The organism is Microbispora corallina (genome assembly GCF_016863035.1).
Taxonomy (GTDB): domain Bacteria; phylum Actinomycetota; class Actinomycetes; order Streptosporangiales; family Streptosporangiaceae; genus Microbispora; species Microbispora corallina.
This window is the reverse complement of sequence record NZ_BOOC01000025.1, coordinates 1-16,972: the sequence shown is the minus strand read 5'-3', so window position 1 is coordinate 16,972 and position 16,972 is coordinate 1. Positions and strand designations below refer to the sequence as shown.

Below are 16,972 nucleotides of genomic sequence, written 5' to 3'. Positions count from 1 at the left end.
CCTTCGTCCTGAACAGATTGGCGCGCGCCCCTCACCCTCGGCCGCCCAGCAGGGGCCGCCACCAGTCCTGGTGGTCGCGGTACCACCGCACCACGTCGGCGAGCCCCTCCTCGAAGTCCAGCCGGGGCTCGTAGCCGATCGCGCGGATTTTGCCGGTGTCCAGCGCGTAGCGCCGGTCGTGACCGGGCCGGTCGGGCACCTGCGTGACCATCTCCCACCCCGCGCCGAAGGCCGCGAGGATCCGCCGCGTGAGTTCGAGGTTGGTCAGCTCGGCGCCGCCGCCGATGTTGTAGATCTCGCCCGGCGCGCCCTTGTCCAGGACGAGCTGGATTCCCCGGCAGTGGTCGTCGACGTGCAGCCACTCGCGCGTGTTGCGGCCGTCCCCGTAGAGGGGCAGAGGCCGTCCGTCGATCAGGTTGGTGACGAACAGCGGTATGACCTTCTCGGGGTACTGGTAGGGGCCGTAGTTGTTCGAGCACCGGGTCACCCGGACGTCGAGCCCGTACGTGCGGTGGTAGGCCCGGCAGAGCAGGTCGGCGCCGGCCTTGGCCGCCGAGTAGGGCGAGTTCGGCAGCGGCGGCTCCGACTCCGTCCACGCCCCCTCCTCGATCGACCCGTAGACCTCGTCGGTGGAGACCTGGAGAAAGGTGCGGACGCCGGCCTCCAGGGCGGCCTGGAGCAGCCGCTGGGCGCCCTGCACGTTGGCCGTCACGAAGTCGCCGGCGCGGCCGATGGACCGGTCGACGTGCGTCTCCGCGGCGAAGTTCACCACGAGGTCGTGCCCGGGGACCAGATCCCGGAGCAGACCGCGATCGTTGACGTCTCCCCGTACGAAGGTGAGGGCGGTGTCGGCCGAGACCGGGGCCAGGTTGGCCGGGTTGCCCGCGTAGGTGAGCTTGTCCAGCACGGTGACCCGGGCGCCCTCGTACCCGGGGTAGGCGCCCGACAGCAGGGAGCGGACGTAGTGGGAGCCGATGAACCCGGCGCCGCCGGCGACGAGGATCCTCATGCCCGCACCTGCACCCTGCTGTGGTCGCCGACCATGAGCTGGTGGGTGTTGGGCACCCCCGTGGCCCGCGTCACCTCGACGTTGCGTCCGATGAGGGAGTGGGTCAGGCCGCTGACCCCCCTGATCGCGGAGTCGCCGAGCACGATGCTGTAGTCCACCTCGGTGTCCTCCAGCACGCAGCGCTCCCCGATCGAGGTGTACGGGCCGATGTACGTCCGGCTGATCTTGGCGTCGGCGCCGATCACCACCGGCCCGCGGATCACCGAGCCCTCCACGACCGCGCCGGGGGCGACGACGACGCGGCCGGTCACGTCCGACAGTCCGTCCACCGTCCCCCCGAGGTCGGTCTCGATCGCCTCCAGCACGATGCGGTTGCATTCGAGCATGTCCTGGAGCCGGCCGGTGTCCCGCCAGTAACCGGTGACGAAGTGCGACTGGACCCGGCGGCCGGTGTCGATCAGCCACGTGATGGCGTCGGTGATCTCGAGCTCGCCCCGGGAGGACGGCGTGATGGCGCGTACGGCCTCGTGGATCGCCGGAGAGAACGTGTAGACCCCGACGATGGCCAGATCACTGCGGGGATGCTCCGGCTTCTCCTCCAGCGCGACGATCTCCCCGTCCGGGCCGAGTTCCGCCACGCCGTAGAACCGCGGCTCGCTCACCCGGGTGAGCAGGATGCGGGCGTCGCAGTCCGTGCCGCGGAAGGCGTCGACCAGGCCGGAGATGCCGTCGACGAGGAAGTTGTCGCCCAGGTACATCACGAACGGGTCGTCCGCGAGGAACTCCCTCGCGATGAGTACGCAGTGCGCCAGCCCGAGCGGCGCCTCCTGCTCGATGTAGGTGACATCGATGCCGAACGCGGAGCCGTCGCCGACCGCCTCGCGGACCTCGCGCCCCGTGTCGCCGACGACGATCCCCACGCTGGTGATGCCGGCGTCCCTGATCGCCTCGAGGCCGTAGAAGAGCACGGGCTTGTTCGCGACGGGGACGAGTTGTTTGGCCGAGGTATGGGTAAGCGGGCGCAGTCTCGTGCCCTTACCCCCCGCCAGAACGAGCGCCTTCACCCCTGTTGGAGTCCTTCCAGGATTGTCACCGGCGGAACGCGCATGGGTCCACCGATGAAGCATCGGCCGCGGCGGCCGTTCGATTCCGAAAATAGCTGGGATCGTCAAATACACGCGCAGTGGCTTCTTCGTTTTGCCGTACGGCGTCCCAGAGGTTGCCGGAATCAGGCGTTCCCCGGCTCCCGGAAGGTCCAGGCCCGGTTCACCGCATAGCTGAGCGGCGGGTTGAGCAGGATTATCAGCGCCTGCGCCGCCAGGAGCGGGACGCCCGCGATCTGCACGAGGATCGGCAGGCCGACGGCTGACGCACCGAGGAACGTCAGCCCGACGGCATAGAAGCGCAGGTAGCCGCGGACCCAGCCGATCCCGTGCGCCTGGAAGACGACCAGGCGGTACAGCGGATAGACGATCAGGACGGTGAGGAGGTGCCCGGCCACGACGAGGAAAAGATAGGGCACCGCATTCTTTGTGACCAGCAATCCCACGACAAGAAGAGCGTAATACACCCCCGCCGTCATGGCACCGGCCAGCAGATATGTGATGCGCTGGCCGAGAAGAGCCGGGATGGCGGCCCACGCGCCACGGACTGTGTGGGGTCCCCGGGTTTTCGATTCGAGCATAACGCGGTCACTCCGGATCTGCCGTCGACGCCGATCAAGGGGAGTGTAATCGGCGGCGAGAATGAACCGGGGGAATCGATGTCGGTGTCGGTGGTAATTCCCTGCTATCGCTCCGCGCGGACGCTTCCGCGGCTGGTGGCCGGGCTCATGCCGGTGCTGCGCGAGGTCTCCCCCGACCATGAGGTGATCCTCGTCGTCGACGGGAGCCCGGACGACACGTGGGCGGCCGCGTCCCGCCTCGCGCGTGACGTGGACGGCGTGCGGGCCATCCACCTGTCCCGCAACTACGGCCAGCACAACGCCCTCGTCGCCGGCATCAGGGACGCCCGGGGCGACGTGGTCGTGACGATGGACGACGACCTGCAGCACCCGCCGGAGCAGATCCCCCTCCTGCTGTCCACTCTGGAGGGCGAGCGGCTCGATCTCGTGTACGGCGTGCCGCACCAGGAGGAGCACGGCTGTCTGCGCAGTCTCGCGTCCCGGTCGGTCAAGGCGGGGATGGCGGCCGCGCTCGGCATCGGCGCCGCGCGGGAGATCAGCGCGTTCCGCGCGTTCCGCACCCGGCTCCGGGACGGGTTCGACGGGCTGCGCGGTCCGCACGCCTCCGTCGACGTGGCGCTCTCGTGGGCCACCACACGCGTCGGGTCCGTCCGGGTGCACATGAGGCGGCGCGGCGACGGCAGGTCCAACTACACCCCTCGCCTGCTGGTCCGGCACACGGTGAACATGCTGGTCGGCTACAGCTCCGCCCCTCTCAGAGCGGCCAGCCTCCTGGGGTTTCTCGCCGGGGTCCTCGGACTGCTGCTCGCCGGGGTCGTGCTGTGGCGCTTCCTCACCGGAGGCATCACCGTCGCGGGGTTCACCACGCTGGCCTCCATGGTCGCCCTCTTCTCGTCGGCCCAGCTGATGTCGATCGGGGTGCTCGGGGAGTACATCGGGCGAATCCACGGAGGCGGGATGGGCCGCCCCACCTATGTGGTGCGGGAACGCGCGGGTCAGGGCTTCCGGCCGCCGGGCGACGCCGTCGTCACCACGGCGGGTTCCGGATCAGATGAACGGTGACGAGGGTGTGCACCGGCTCGAATCCGTATCGCGCCCAGGCCCGCTGCACCCGCGTGTTGTGCCCCTGGGTGGAGATCACGATCTCGGCCGCCCCGCGTGAGACGGCCCGGTCCTCGACCTCCCTGAGGAGATGCGCGTAGACGCCGCGTCCCTGCGCCGCGGGCGCCACACCGGCGAGCAGGATCTCCGTGCGCGCCCCGTCCTCCTCCACTGTGGCGAGCGCCTGCACGCCGGCCGCGCCCCGCACCACCACGCACGCGTCCCGGGCCGCCGACATCAGCGCCCACTCCACGTACCCCTCGGACGCGGCGGCCGGATCGAGGAGCGGATTGGCCGCGTAGTGGTTGCCGTATGCGGCGAAGGTCTCCCTGACGAAGGCGCGCACCTCGTCGGCCCCGAGGGGGCCGCCCGCGGCCAGGTGGGGGACGGGCTCGGGCGCTCTGCCCTCCCCCGCGCGCAACCGCCAGTACACGAGCGTGTCGGCCAGCACCGCCGTGCGCCCGAGCGCGGTCAGCCCGGCGAACCATCCCACGTGCTCGGCCGGGTAGCGCAGGATGACGACGTCCGCCTCCGACCGCGCGACCGCCTCACGCACCTCGGGGAACGGCGCCCCGGATCCGGCGGGGACGGTGAGGCGCTCGATGGAGCGGCCGAACCTCGCGGACTCCAGGGGCGACGGGCCGGTCCGCACCGCCTCCGACTCGACGACGTCGTGCCGGTTCATCGAGCCGTCCGGTAGCCGCGCACGGCCTCGATCACCCGCGTGACGTCCGTGTCGTCCAGCCCGGCGAACAGCGGCAGCCGTACGAGCCGGTCCGCGACGTCCTCGGTGACCGGGCAGCCGCCCGGAGCGGTGCGCCCGTACCGCAGCCCTGCGGGGGCGTTGTGCAGCGGCTGGTAGTGGAACGCCGCCTGGACGCCCGCCGCGGCGAGGTGGGCGATGAACGCCTGGCGGTCGCCCAAGCCGGGCAGCAGCAGGTAGTAGAGGTGTGCCGGGTGCCGGCAGCCGTCCGGCACCACGGGCTGGACGACGCCGTTCTCGGCCGCCCACTCGGACAGCCCCTCGTGGTAGGCCCGCCATACGCGGTGGCGCAGGGCCTGGATGCGGTCGAACGACTCCAGTTGCGCCGTCAGCATGGCGGCGAGGACGTCGGACGGCAGGTAGCTGGAGCCGATGTCCACCCACTGGTACTTGTCGACCTGGCCGCGGAAGAACCGGCCGCGGTCGGTGCCCTTCTCTCGGATGATCTCGGCGCGGGCGGCGAGACGGGCGTCGTTCAGGAGCAGGGCCCCGCCCTCCCCGCACTGCACGTTCTTCGTCGCATGGAAGCTCTGCGCCGCCATCAGCCCGAACGACCCCAGGGGTCTGTCCCGGTAGAACCCGCCCAGGCCGTGCGCGTTGTCCTCGATCACGGCCAGGCCGTGCCGCTCCGCGACCGCGTGGACCGCCTCCATCGCGCAGGCGACTCCGCCGTAGTGGACGACCACCACCGCGCGCGTCCGGCCGGTGACGGCGGCCTCGATCCGGCGTTCGTCGATGTTGAGGGTGTCGGGGCGGCAGTCGACGAAGACCGGCACCGCCCCGCGCAGCGCGTAGGCGTTGGCGGTGGACACGAAGGTGAACGACGGCATGATGACCTCGTCGCCGGGCCGCAGGTCCAGCAGGATCGCCGTCATCTCCAGCGCGTGCGTGCAGGAGGTGGTCAGCAGGGCGTGGCCGGCACCGGTGATGTCGCACAGGAGTGCGCGGGCCCTCCCGGTGAACGGCCCGTCCCCGCAGGTCGACCCCTGGCGCACGGCCTCCGTGAGGTAGCCGACCTCGTTGTCGCAGACGTGGGTCCGGTTGAAGGGAACCGCGGTCAGGCTGGTTGTGCTCACCTCCGGTAGTGAACATCGGACGGGCGGCCCGGAAGGCCCGGGACCGCCCGTCGTGGGGATTTCATTGAGCAAGCCTTACGCGCCGGGGCCGGGCGTCAGCTTCCGTACTGGACCACGGGCTGGACCCAGTAGTTCGAGGCGCGGTACGAGCTCACGGGGAAGGTGTCGGTCGCGCTGTAGGTGTACACGCCGTTGCCGCCCGAGACGTCGTTGCCGAGGCCGACGAGGGCGCCTTTGACGTGCTGGGAGTCGAAGTAGTTCCGGTCGACCGAGTAGCGCCCCGCAGTCGTGTGGTACGACACGACGTAGGTCGTGTTCGCGGAGATGGCGACGGGTGTGGCGAAGTTCGCCTGCTGCCACCCCGCCGGGGTCTCGTCGGTGAAGGTCACGCTCGCGAGCTTGGCCCCGCCGGCCGTCCAGAGGCTGCCGATGTGGGTGCCGGTGTTCTGCGGGCTCTTGCGGAACCGGACGGCGATGACCCTGCCGGCCTGGGTCGACTGGAACTTCACGCCGAGCACCACGGGGTTCGCGTCGCTCTGCGAGCCGACGGCCGGGTCCGTCCCGTCGTCCCACAGGGTCTGCGCCGGGGTGAACATGACGTCGACCCAGTAGTTCGAGGAGCGGTGGGAGTTGACGGGGAAGGTGTCGGCCGGGCTGTAGGCGTACACGCCGTTCCCACCCGAGGACCCGTCGGCGAGGGCGGTCAGCGGCGCGTTGACGTACGGGGAGGTGAAGTAGTCCCGGGTGACCGAGTAGAACCCCGACGTCGTGTGGTAGGAGGCGATGTACGTCGTGTTCGCGGAGATGGCGACGGGGGAATCGAAGTCCATGCGCTGCCAGCCGGACGCGGTCTCGTTCGTGAAGGTGACGCTCGCGAGCCGCCGGCCGTCGGCCGCCCATAAGCTGCCGGTGTGGGTTCCGGTGTTCTGCGCGCCTTTGTAGAACTTGATGCCGGTGATCAGGCCGTCCTGCGTGGAGCGGAACTTCACTCCTAGCACGACGGAATTCGGATCGTTCTGGGAGGCGACGGCCGGCGTCGCGCTGCCGCTCCACAGGCTGGTGCTCGACACGGACTGCACGAGTTCGGGCGACGTGCTGGGCGCGAAGTAGATGACGGCCTCGTGGTCGAACGTGGGCCCGCCGAGGTAGACGGCGGTGATCCGGTGCTGTCCCGGTGAGAGCCCCGATGTTGTCAACGTGGCGGGATGGCCCTGGTAGTGCTGGTCCTTGCCGATGACCACGCCGTTGTCCTTGAAGGCCACGTCTCCGGCCGGCACGACCGAGCCGGACTGCGCCTGGACGGTGGCGGTGAAGGTGACCGCCTGCCCCGTCGTCGACGGGTTGGGAGAGGACGTGAGAGTCGTGGTCGTGGGCGGGTTGTCCGGCACGGTGATGCGCGTGGCCGGGATGCTGGTGGTCCCCGTGATGGCGACCGTGCCGCCAAGGGAGAACATCCGGCCGTAGACCGCCGAAACGGGACCCACCGAGATGTCGCCGGAGGCGAGGACGTTGCCCCGGAAGGTGGGATACATGCCCAGCGAAACGGTGTCGTCGAGCTGCCAGTACACGTTGTCTTCCTGCGCGCCGCCGACCAGTGCGATGTTGCTCGATCTGCCGACGGTGAGAGTCGAGGCCCGGAACACGAAGACCGCGTCGGGGTCGCTCTGCGCGTCGAGCGTGAGGGTTCCGTTGATCGAGAAGTCATCGGTGGTCGACTCGTATACGCCGGGGGTTCTGGTCGTCTCACCGAGCTCAGGCCCGATGGAGGCTGTGGAGGACAGTCCGATGATCTGATTGCGCGCCGCGACCGCGTCGGCCCTCGCGTTCGCGGCGGCGGTGTCGCCAACGTGGACGGACCCGCTGACGGTGCCAGGCGGGAAACCGCTCAGCGAGGTGCCGGGGCTCACCCCGAGGTTGCCCGTGACCTGAGTGGAATCGGTGTTGGTCACCGAGACCGAGGCCAGCACAGCGTAGGACGCCGCGCGGCCGAGGGACAGCGACGGGGCCGCGACGGCCTGCCCCGGCGTCGCGACGACGGCGCCCGCGGTGAGGGTGGCGACGAGAACCACCGCGAACCGGTGACGACGGGCCTTGCGGAACAGACCGCGGCGACGGCGTTCGTGGGTTCCGTCCCCCGCTGCGGGCTCGCGCCCGTGTCTGTCGGCGGCTGAGCCATTCATTTCCGACCTACCTAGCATGATGGTGCGAACGCACGCCTTGTGGGACTTATATGCGAATCGACGCTCCCCGCCCCCGCGCCGCGAGAACCGACCAAATGCGGGTTGTCAATGTATTGGAACCGCGAGCCGGCAGGACCGAAGAGGTGTACGACGATCTCGCGGAATAGGACGGCCGAGCTCCTTGATTGCCACACCTGTGCCGATGATCTATGGGAGATCGGCCATGAGCTGCCCGAACGCCGACTCGGCGTTGACGCTACCCTGAGCCTTCACTGATCACCACTCCCGCTTTCCCGCTGGATAAACGGCCCGAACGGGGAAATATGGCACATTTGTCAATATTGTGGCGCCACACATGTGACTGGCGGGATGACGGGGAGATGTTTTCACATCGGCCGGGAACTCGCCGATAGCGAGATGTCACCCCGAGGTTCGCCGACCGCTATCCTGCGTCACCTCCCCCGGTCACGCCATTTCGTTGTGGAGTGGGCATGCGAAGTTCGGGGAACGGGAACGGCCCGATCCGGAAAGGGCGGGCCGCGGCCACGCGGACGGCCGGAGCGGTGTGCGCGGCGACGACCGTCCTGCTCCTGGCCGCCTGGGCTCCCCCACATGCCGGGAACGGCGGGGGTGGCACGGACGGCGCGCAGATCGTGGAGATCCCACCCGGCGTCTCCCCCGGCACCGTGCCTCACGACAGCCCCGACGACAGCCCCGACGACAGCCCCGACGACAGCCCCGGGGACAGCCATCCTGCGGCGGCTTCAACCGGCGACCCTCGCGACCTTTCCCCTGGCGACTTTGCCGAAGCCTCTCCCGGCGGACCTCACGACCCCTCGTCCGGCGCCTCCCCCGAAAGCTCTCCCTCCGGCGGTGCGCCCGCTCAGCCGGTTCCCACCGCAGGCGGGGCACCGGCGCCGTCTCCGTCCGGAGTCGCCGTCTCCCGGTCCCCGCTTCCCACTCCGGCGGCGACCGCCGGGAGCGGCCGGAAAGGGCGCGGCACACACGGCGCCCGTACCCGGGCCTTGCGTGCGGCGTGTCCGCCGAGCTCGATCATCTGCCTGGAGAACAGCCTGCCGGGCACCCCGCCGTCCCAGTGGGACGTGCCGGGTGCGGGCAGCAGCGCGATCGTCGGCTTCGCCACCCAGATGAGCGTCAACGCCGGAGAGACCCAGCAGTTCAAGGTGTCCGCACCGAACGTCACCTCCTACCGGATCGACATCTACCGCGTGGGCTACTACCAGGGATTGGGAGCACGGCAGATCACCACTCTCACCCCGTCCGCGTCCCTGCCGCAGACGCAGCCCGCCTGTCTCAGCGACTCGGCCACGGGACTGACCGACTGCGGCAACTGGGCCGTCTCCGCGTCCTGGGCGGTGCCGGCGAACGCGGTCTCCGGCGTCTACCTCGCCAACTTCGTCAGGACCGACGGCACCAGCGGCGTCAGTCAGTACATCTTCGTCGTACGCAACGACGCCCGTAACTCGGACATCCTCGTGCAGACCTCGGACGCCACCTGGCAGGCGTACAACACCTACGGCGGCAACAGCCTCTATCAGGGCAGTCCGGCGGGCCGCGCCTTCAAGGTCAGCTACAACCGTCCGTTCGTCCTGCGCGCCGACCGATCGGAGAGCTACTTCTTCGACTCGGAGTACCCGATGGTCAGGTGGCTCGAGCTGAACAGCTACGACGTCGCCTACACCGCCAACGTCGATACGGCCACGCGCCCCGCACAGTTGCTCAATCACAAGATCTTCATGTCGTCCGGGCACGACGAGTACTGGTCGAATGAGATGCGGACGAACGTCGTCAGCGCGATGAACAACGGCGTGAACGTCACCTTCTTCTCCGGCAACGAGTCGTTCTGGAAGACGAGGTGGGAGACGAGCATCGACGGTTCGGGCACTCCGTTCCGCACGCTCGTCTGCTACAAGGAGACCCTTGCCAACCGGAAGATCGACCCGAGCACGCAGTGGACCGGCACATGGCGCGACCCCCGTTTCTCTCCGCCGTCGGACGGCGGCCGGCCGGAGAACGGCATGACCGGCACGCTCTTCCGCGTCAACGGCATCAGCGCGAACTCCATCACCGTCCCCGCGGCGTACGCGCCGATGCGGCTGTGGCGCAACACCGCGGTCGCGAACCTCCAGCCCGGCGAAAGCGTGGTCTTCCCCACGGGCACCCTCGGCTACGAGTGGGACGAGGCCCCGGACAACGGCTTCGCCCCGCCGGGACTGGTGCTGCTCTCCGAGGCGGCGGTGTTCACCAACGACAAGTACCTGCTGGACTACGGCAGCACGTACGGCGCGGGAACCGCCGTCCATCACCTGACGCTCTACCGCAACCCCAGTCGCTCACTCGTCTTCGGTGCGGGAACCACCCAGTGGGCCTGGGGGCTCGACGCCGTCCACGACCGCCCCGGCACCCCCACCAACATCTCGATGAAGCAGATGACGGTGAACCTCTTCGCCGAGATGGGGGTGCAACCGGCCACACTCGAATCGGGCCTGGTCCCGGCCACGCAGTCGCCCGACACCGCGCCGCCGACGTCGGCGATCCTCACCCCCACGGCCGGTGCCTCGGTCCCCGGTGGGACGACCGTCACGGTCAGCGGCACGGCGGCCGACACCGGAGGCGGCGTCGTGGCCGGAGTCGAGGTCTCGGTCGACGGCGGCGCGACCTGGCATCGCGCGACGGGCCGCGGCAACTGGCAGTATCGGTGGAAGACGCCGACGTCCCAGAACGTCACAGTGCTGTCGCGGGCGGTCGACGACCTCGGGAACCTGCAAAGCCCGCCGACCTCGATGACGTACGGCGTCAACGCGGGATGCCCCTGCACGATCTGGCCGCCCGGCGCCACGCCCGCACAGGCGAACTGGCCGGACAACAAACCGGTGGAGCTCGGCGTCAGGTTCCGCACCACCTCACCCGGCTACGTCTCCGGCGTCCGGTTCTACAAAGGGCCGCAGAACACCGGGACGCACGTCGGGAGCCTGTGGAGCGCGACCGGCCAACTGCTGGCGCAGGCGACGTTCAGCGACGAGACGGCCAGCGGCTGGCAGCAGGTGAACTTCTCCACACCGGTACTCGTGTCCGCCGGGGTGGATTACGTCGCCTCCTACCACACACCCGGCTACTACTCGGTGACCAGGCCCTACTTCACCACCCAGTACTCGAACGGGTTGATCACCGCGCCGGCCAACGGCGACGGAGGAGGCAACGGCCTCTACACCTACGGCGCGGCGAGCGCGTTCCCGACCAGTGTCTACCAGACCAGCAATTACTGGGTCGACGTGGTCTTCGCACCCACGACCTCGTTGTGGGACGACACAACGACACCGAGCACGGTGTCCCAGCCCGACGGCAAGGCGACCGTCCTCGGCGTCAAGTTCCAGGCCTCGCGGTCCGGCAAGATCCGGGGAATCAGGTTCTACAAGGGCCCGAAGAACACGGGAACCCATGTCGGCAGCCTGTGGACCCGTACCGGCCAGTTGCTGGCGAGCGCGACGTTCACCAACGAGACCGCGAGCGGCTGGCAGCAGGTCGAGTTCTCGCCCGCCATATCGATCAGCGCCGGCACCACGTATGTCGCCTCGTACCACACCACGTCCGGGTTCTACTCGGTGGACCGCCCCTACTTCATCACCGCGTACACCAACGGCCCGCTGACCGCTCTGGCCGACGGCAGCGACGGCGGTAACGGGGTCTATGTCTACAGCGCGACGAACGCCTTCCCGACCAGCACCTTCCAGGCCACCAATTACTGGGTCGACGTGTTGTTCGACCCCGACCCGGTCCAGACCACCAGCCGCGCGGCCCGCCGGGCGCTCCGCCGCGCAGCTCACAAGGGGGCGATTCGGTAGTCGATTACGCGTCGGGCGACCACGGTTCCCGAACTCGCCGTCGGAGCCGGGCGAAACGGCATTGTGAATATTTACTCAGAACTTAGTCCGTGGTTGCAGGGCACCCTCACGGCCGCTTGACAGGCGTGATTTACTGCGACGCCGGAGAGTAATCACCTGATGACCTAGCGGGCATACATATTTTCGTCGAAGTGACGAATGCCCGAGTAAGGAAAACCGAGGAATATGGCAACCCTCACCTCCATCGGCCACGCCGGGCTCGCCGTCGAGGCATCCGCGTTCACCCTGGTGTTCGACCCGTGGATGAGCCCGCACGGCGCCTACATGGGATCATGGTTCCAGTTCCCCCGCAACGATCATATAGACGTCAAGAGCCTGACCTCGGCGACTTATGTGGCGATTTCGCATGAACATCTCGACCACATGGACTTCTGGTTCCTCGAACAGCTCAGCGACGAGACCACGGTGCTGATCCCCACATATCCGTCGGACACGCTCATCGATCGAATCCGGGAGACCGGCGTCACGAATATCGTCAAAATCGCGCCCTGGGAGCGGTTCACCCTGAACGACGGGGAATCATGGATCACCACGATTCCCCAGCCGTCTCCGCTCTACCACGATTCGGCGTTCCTCATCGTGGCCGAGGGCAGGTCGGTGCTGAATTGCAACGACGCCAAGCTGATCGCGTCGCAGACCCGCCGCGCCAAGCACATGGCGGGCGGCCGGCTCGACGTCATGGCCGTTCAGGCCTCCTCGGCGACCTGGCATCCGATGCGTTACTCCTACGACGAGGAGGAGGAACGGCGCATCGCCATGGAGAAGCGAATCGCCAAGCTGGTCTCCGTCCAGCGCCTGATCCGCGCCACCGGGGCGGAGCTGGCCATCCCCTTCGCCGGCCCGCCCTGCTTCCTGGACCCCGAGTTGCGCGACGTCAACTGGGTGCTGGACACCGAGAACGGAGCCTTCGTCCACCCGGAGGCCGCGAGGAGCTGGCTGAGCGAGCACCTGCCCAGACAGGTCTTCCAGACGCTGAAGCCAGGCGACCGGCTCGATCTGGAGACCCTCGAGGTGACGCGGGACCCCGTATCGGCGCGGTTCAGCTTCACCGAGGGAGTCGAGGAGTACATCCAGCGCTACGCCGAGGACCGGGCGGAGATCCTCGAGAAGCTCCACGTCGAGTACCCCGAACCGGGCCCCGACTTCCCTGAGCGCTTCGTCAACCACTTCGTCCGGCTGGGCTCGCTCAGCACGTACTTCCTCAAGCACATCGACATGACGGTGCGTTTCGAGATCACGGGACCCAACGGCGGCGTCTGGGACGTCCGGATGAACGCGGACGGCCTGGCCATCGGCCCCGCGACCACCGAGCGGCCCGGTTACACGATCAGCGTGCAGGGACGCTGGGTCGAACCGATCCTGGCCGGCGAGCTCGCATGGGAGGACCTGCTGCTGTCCCTGCGGATGCGCCTCCACCGCGACCCCGACGTGTTCAACGGCTACCTGGTCGGGCTGCTGAAGCACGCCAACGCACCGGCCCTGCAGGCCATCGAGGAATACGAGACCGGCAGGGACGAGGGCGATCGCATCGTCGTCACCGACGGCGACCGGACGTTCGAGATCGCCAGGTACTGCCCGCACGCGGGTGAGGACCTGTCCGAGGGCGCTGTCATCGAGGACGGCAAGGTCCAATGCCTCGGCCACTTCTTCACCTTCGACCTGGCCACAGGGGAATGCGTGAACGCACGCTGCAACCCCCTGACGACCCGTGAGATCACGGCGTCCTGAGCACGACCGCTGCGCGGTATCGAGGGCATCCGGCGCGGGCTGAGCCCGCGCCTCCACGATCACGACCAGGAGCTACCGTGAACGGCGACCGGCAGGCCATCACCGAACAGCACCGGCGGCAGGCGAAGCTCATCTGGGACTACCACCGGATGGGCCACTCGCCTCGGCCCTGCGACGTGGCCATCGGCCTGGGCAGCCACGACCTCGGCGTGGCCGGGCACGCCGCCCGGCTGTACCACGAGGGGCTGTTCCCCCGCCTGGTCTTCAGCGGGGGCAACAGCCCGGGGACGCTCGCCCGGTTCCCTCGCGGCGAGGCCGTGCACTATCGCGAGCACGCCCTGCGACTCGGCGTCCCGGACGAGGTGATCCTGCTTGAGCCGGGTGCCACCAACACCGGAGAAAACATCACCCTGTCACGTCAGGTCCTGGCCGCCACCGGGGTCCGTCCGCAGTCGGTGCTGCTCATCTCCAAGCCGTACATGGAGCGGCGCTCGTACGCCACCACCCGCAAGCTGTGGCCCGAAGTGGAAGTCGTGTGCGCCTCCGAGCCGTGGACGCTGGACGAGTACGCCAAGGCCATCGGTGACGAGAGGCTCGTGATCGACATGCTCGTGGGCGACCTGCAGCGCGTCATCGAGTATCCCGAGCGCGGATTCGCGATCGCGCAAGAAGTACCGGAGGTCGTGCACTCCGCCTACAAGGCCCTCCTTCGCGCCGGATTCGACAGCAGGTCCCTGGTCTAGAGCCGCCGGGCCGGCCAGCCCGCCAGGACCGCATTCAGACGCGCAGTTACACGACATGAAAACGCGTCGGAAGCGCGTAAAACCGCGGCAAGGACACCACCGCACCTGCACGGCGGTCCCCGTCGGCGGCCGTCACGCAACCAAAACTGACACCCGTAGGGCCGAATCGGCTCCGGTGTTTCGGCGATGGTGCTCGCAGGACCCGGGATGCCCGAGGGCGTGCCCCGCCGTCCTCTGGTGGAACCGGCGTGCCTGACCGGAAAAGACCGGCGGTCCCGGGGTGGAATCCATATCGATGGCGAGACAGCGGCACGGCCGCCGTCTTTCTTCTCGTAGACAGGCGACCCGAATGGCTCTATCGAAGTGCGTTCGCGAAGACGCGGGCACCGGAATGCGAGGGTGGTTCGAGCTCCGCTGCCCGCGGTGTCACGGGCAACCCGGGCAACCGCGCGGGCGGCACGTGCTCGAATGCTGCACCGGTGACGGGCGGTTCACCGAGATCCTCTGCGAGACCGGCGCCGAGGCGACGGCCTTGGAGTTCCGTCTCCATCGAGCGTCACCGCGGCCTGTACTCGTTCGCGGTGTGATGTGACCCGTCGGCGACCGCGGCGTCCGAACCCTTGCAAGCAGCAACAGGAGAATCGATGTGCGGAATAGCCGGAACGGCGTCCACCCTTGTCCCGGACCCCGACCTGGTCCGGCGTATGTGCAATGTGATCGTCCACCGCGGTCCCGACGGCGCCGGTTACCACGACGACCAGCACGCCTCACTCGGCATGCGCCGCCTGGCCATCATCGACGTCGCCACCGGCGACCAGCCCGTCCGCAACGAGGACGGCAGCGTCGTCGCCGTCTTCAACGGCGAAATCTACAACTACCCGCAGCTCCGGCGCGAACTCGTCGCCAAGGGCCACCGCCTCCGTGGCCGAGGCGACTCAGAGACCCTCGTCCATCTCTACGAAGAACACGGAACGGACCTCGTCCACCACCTTCGCGGCATGTTCGCCTTCGCCATCTGGGACCGCACTCGTCAGCGCCTCATCCTCGCCAGGGACCGCGTCGGCAAGAAACCCCTGTACTGGCGAGCCGACGGCACCACCATCCACTTCGCCTCCGAGCTCAAATCCCTCGCCCAGGACCCCCGCATGTCCCGCGACATCGATCTCGTCGCTCTGCACCACTACCTGACCTACCAGTACGTCCCCGCTCCCTGGTCGATCTACGAGGGGGTGCAGAAGCTCTCGCCAGGTCACATCCTCATCTGGGAACGAGGCAAGGTCACCGTACGCCGCTACTGGAGTCTCGACCGGACCGCCCGCAAACCGGTGGACCAGCGGGAGGCCGAGGAACAGCTCCGGGAGCTCCTGCTGGAGGCGACCAGAATCCGCATGGTCAGCGAGCGTCCGATCGGCGCCTTCCTCTCCGGCGGCATCGACTCCTCCGCCGTCGTCGCGGCCATGGCCATGCAGAGCTCCGAACCAGTGAAGACCTTCTGCATCGGATTCGAGGACAGCCGTTACGACGAGCGGGGCAAGGCCCGCATGGTCGCCGAGCGGTACGGCACGGACCACCACGAGTTGGTGGTGTCCGCCGAGCTGCTCGACATCCTGCCCCGCCTGGCCTGGCACTTCGACGAACCCTTCGCCGACTCCTCGGCGATCCCCAGCTTCTACGTCGCCCAGCTGAGCCGGAAACACGTCACCGTCGTGCTCAACGGCGACGGAGGCGACGAATCCTTCGGCGGCTACCAGCGGTACGCCCTGATGAACCAGGCCGGGAGGATCCCGGCCCTGCCTCGACCGCTCGCGGCCATGTCCACGCGGACCGGCGACCTCATCATCCGGCGGAGCCACTCCCGGTCCTTCTCCCGTCGTCTCGGCCGGCTGATGCGGTTCGCCGCGCAGCAGCCCTCCCGCCGCTACGCCGGCCTCATGTCCTGCTTCACTTCCGAGCAGAAGGCCGAGATCTACGGCGACGCGCTGCGTGACCGGCTGACGGACACGGACAGTCACCTGCTCCTCGACGCGATCTACCGTGACTCCTCCGCGGGCACCGACCTCGGGCGGATCCTCGATGTGGACGTCATGAGTTACCTGCCCGGCGACCTCCTGGTCAAGGTGGACATCACCACGATGGCCAACTCTCTGGAGGCGAGATCGCCGTTCCTGGACCAGCGCCTGATGGAATGGGCAGCGGCGCTTCCTCCCAAACTGCACGTCCGTGGCGGCCGGACCAAGATGTTGCTCAAGCGCGCGGTCGCCTCGTGGCTGCCGCCTGAGCTGCTGGACTATCCGAAGCGGGGGTTCGGGGTTCCGCTCGCCGCGTGGCTCCGCGGCGAGCTGCGCGACCTCGCTCATGACGTGCTGACCGACGACACCGCGCGGGGCAGGGGCCTGTTCCGGCCAGAGGTTGTGCGGGATCTCCTCAGCGGGCACGCGGCCGGCGCCGACCACAGCGCCCGCCTGTGGACCCTGATTCAGTTCGAGCTGTGGCACCGAGCGCACGCCGAGGCGAGTGAGCTCGTCGGGGTCGAGGCTCACTGCCCTCCCGCGGACATTTGACGGGCCCGAAGACCGCCGGTCTTTCGCGGCGCCCGACGAGCACGATCAACCAGCAGAGAAAGCAGCAAGGGGAGAGTCCGCCGTGCCTGCGAGAAAGCAAGCCAGCCTCCGTCGCGTCGCGCTCCTGAACGGGCAACTGGGACTGGGAGGCGCGGAGCGGCAACTGACCCTGCTCGCGCAGGAACTGCAAGAGCGAGGCGTTGA

Annotated in this window: 11 protein-coding genes; 5 read left to right on the top strand and 6 right to left on the bottom strand. The window is 68.6% G+C overall.

Annotated features, from left to right (window positions below; genetic code table 11):
• Positions 1 to 31: 31 nt before the first annotated feature.
• From rfbB to Mco01_RS23450, 3 genes are all read right to left on the bottom strand, one after another.
• Positions 32 to 1,009 (bottom strand): dTDP-glucose 4,6-dehydratase, encoded by a 978-nt coding sequence (rfbB, locus tag Mco01_RS23460; RefSeq protein ID WP_204059064.1) that lies wholly within the window; start codon positions 1,007 to 1,009, stop codon positions 32 to 34.
• Positions 1,006 to 2,073: a glucose-1-phosphate thymidylyltransferase gene (locus tag Mco01_RS23455; RefSeq protein WP_204059063.1), complete on the bottom strand. Its 1,068-nt coding sequence runs from the start codon at positions 2,071 to 2,073 to the stop codon at positions 1,006 to 1,008. The genes rfbB and Mco01_RS23455 overlap by 4 nt, the downstream gene beginning before the upstream one ends.
• Positions 2,074 to 2,237: 164 nt before the next feature.
• Positions 2,238 to 2,693, bottom strand: coding sequence for a GtrA family protein (locus Mco01_RS23450; protein WP_204059062.1), 456 nt, complete (start codon positions 2,691 to 2,693; stop codon positions 2,238 to 2,240).
• 78 nt (positions 2,694 to 2,771) lie between these two features.
• On the opposite strand from Mco01_RS23450, the gene Mco01_RS23445 reads away from it, so the two are divergent.
• Positions 2,772 to 3,755, top strand: a complete 984-nt coding sequence (locus tag Mco01_RS23445; RefSeq protein WP_204059061.1) for a glycosyltransferase family 2 protein — start codon at positions 2,772 to 2,774, stop codon at positions 3,753 to 3,755.
• Here the strand turns inward: Mco01_RS23445 and Mco01_RS23440 are convergent.
• The 3 genes from Mco01_RS23440 to Mco01_RS23430 all read right to left on the bottom strand — a co-directional run bounded on the left by Mco01_RS23440 (position 3,721) and on the right by Mco01_RS23430 (position 7,702).
• A complete protein-coding gene (locus Mco01_RS23440) occupies positions 3,721 to 4,479 on the bottom strand; it encodes a GNAT family N-acetyltransferase (protein WP_204059060.1) in 759 nt (252 codons plus the stop codon). The genes Mco01_RS23445 and Mco01_RS23440 overlap by 35 nt on opposite strands.
• The gene (gene rffA, locus Mco01_RS23435; protein WP_204059059.1) at positions 4,476 to 5,633 is read right to left on the bottom strand and encodes a dTDP-4-amino-4,6-dideoxygalactose transaminase; all 1,158 of its coding nucleotides are present in this window, start codon (positions 5,631 to 5,633) and stop codon (positions 4,476 to 4,478) included. Before rffA ends, Mco01_RS23440 begins: the two co-directional genes overlap by 4 nt.
• Before the next feature lie 95 nt (positions 5,634 to 5,728).
• On the bottom strand, positions 5,729 to 7,702 hold the full coding sequence (locus tag Mco01_RS23430) for a DUF4082 domain-containing protein (RefSeq protein ID WP_204059058.1): 1,974 nt from the start codon (positions 7,700 to 7,702) through the stop codon (positions 5,729 to 5,731).
• Between the two features lie 1,136 nt (positions 7,703 to 8,838).
• Here Mco01_RS23430 and Mco01_RS23425 point away from each other — a divergent pair.
• The 4 genes from Mco01_RS23425 (at position 8,839) to asnB (ending at position 16,768) form a co-directional block, all read left to right on the top strand.
• Positions 8,839 to 11,676: a DUF4082 domain-containing protein gene (locus Mco01_RS23425; protein ID WP_239103861.1), complete on the top strand. Its 2,838-nt coding sequence runs from the start codon at positions 8,839 to 8,841 to the stop codon at positions 11,674 to 11,676.
• A gap of 225 nt (positions 11,677 to 11,901) precedes the next feature.
• Entirely contained in the window at positions 11,902 to 13,464 is a 1,563-nt protein-coding gene (locus Mco01_RS23420) for a Rieske 2Fe-2S domain-containing protein (RefSeq protein ID WP_204059056.1), read from the top strand.
• 77 nt (positions 13,465 to 13,541) lie between these two features.
• Positions 13,542 to 14,207, top strand: coding sequence for a YdcF family protein (locus Mco01_RS23415; protein ID WP_239103860.1), 666 nt, complete (start codon positions 13,542 to 13,544; stop codon positions 14,205 to 14,207).
• Between the two features lie 644 nt (positions 14,208 to 14,851).
• On the top strand, positions 14,852 to 16,768 hold the full coding sequence (gene asnB / locus Mco01_RS23410) for an asparagine synthase (glutamine-hydrolyzing) (protein WP_204059055.1): 1,917 nt from the start codon (positions 14,852 to 14,854) through the stop codon (positions 16,766 to 16,768).
• Positions 16,769 to 16,972 lie beyond the last annotated feature (204 nt).